Source organism: Bradyrhizobium valentinum (assembly GCF_001440405.1).
GTDB classification, from domain to species: Bacteria; Pseudomonadota; Alphaproteobacteria; order Rhizobiales; family Xanthobacteraceae; genus Bradyrhizobium; species Bradyrhizobium valentinum.
The window spans coordinates 1-1,142 of the sequence record NZ_LLXX01000115.1; the positions used below are offsets into that span (position 1 = coordinate 1).

1 protein-coding gene is annotated in these 1,142 nt (G+C 59.1%); it reads left to right on the forward strand.

The features are described 5' to 3' along the window. Positions 1-767: 767 nt before the first annotated feature. Positions 768-1,109 carry a VOC family protein gene (locus tag CP49_RS47440; RefSeq protein WP_057851359.1) on the forward strand — a complete coding sequence of 114 codons (342 nt, stop codon included), beginning with the start codon at positions 768-770 and terminating at the stop codon, positions 1,107-1,109. Positions 1,110-1,142 lie beyond the last annotated feature (33 nt).

Below are 1,142 nucleotides of genomic sequence, written 5' to 3' on the forward strand. Positions count from 1 at the left end.
TCGACTGGTATTGTTCGATTGAGTTGGAATACACACGCTTGTCATCGGCAAGCTGCTCACGCTGGCAGGCGAACGGTGCAACGAAAACAAGAAATTGGCCGGGTCGATCGCGAGCCCGGCCAATGAAATCGTGGCCTGTCGATACACAATCAGCAAGCGTCGTTGCCTAGCACCAGCGGCACCGGCCCCAAGATGCACAGCAACCTGCACATCCTATGCCTATGCCTATGCCTGGCACGCCCACCCCTATCCAACCAACGCCGCAGCCACCACACCCGACGCCGCATCGGCAGGATCTGCATCCACAGCCTCTGCAGCCGCGACAACCACCGCATCCGTGGAAGCCACCGCATCCCCGGAAGCCGCCACATCCGCGGCAACCACCGCATCTGCCGCAGCCGCGCTGGGCCAGCTGCACTCCGCTTAGGTCGTTGTCGAACAGTTCGTTGTCGAAGAGATGGAAGGTGGCGAGGCTGACGTCGGCAAGTTCCTCTTCACCGAGAGTGATCATCATGCCAGGAGCGAATTCCGCCCCTGTTGAACGCCACCGGTCGGTACGGCTGAGGCTGATGCGCCTCCTGCTAGCGAAAAAGTTAATCCGGCGGCACCCAACGCCGGTACTGCGGTTCTGGCTACTCGCTTCTTTTTCGAAGCTTGCTTCACCCGCGGCATGGTCGCATCCTCCAATGTTGCCAGAAGGATATCCGTGACGCAATCTTACGCTGATCAAATAAGGCAGACAAGATTCATGCGCACACGAAAACGTAATGACGCTCGTTCAGATTGCATTCAACTTCATGAAGATGTTGCCGCATTTTCGTTCATTGCAACGACGGTCCGCGCCCGCAGTGCAGATTGCAACGAGTGCGACTTGGTGCAGTGCGCAATTGTCTCCAGGCTTGAACGGAGAAATTGGCTTGGTCAATCAACTCGGACGCTTCGCCTGGTATGAGCTCCTGACCACGGACGTCGCGGCAGCAGGCGCCTTTTATGGCAAGGTCGTCGGCTGGGGTGCGAGAGATGCGTCGACTCCGGAACTGGCCTACACGGTGCTTACTGCCGGCGAAGTTCCGGTAGCAACCATTGAAGCGGCACCCGACCGCCGGTGAGGCTGACGCCGTGCTCGCCGCCGTCAAGGCGTG

What these genes read in the sequence shown, in the direction of transcription:
- CP49_RS47440 (WP_057851359.1), top strand. Translation starts at nt 768, where the DNA reads ATGACGCTCGTTCAGATTGCATTCAACTTCATGAAGATGTTGCCGCAT.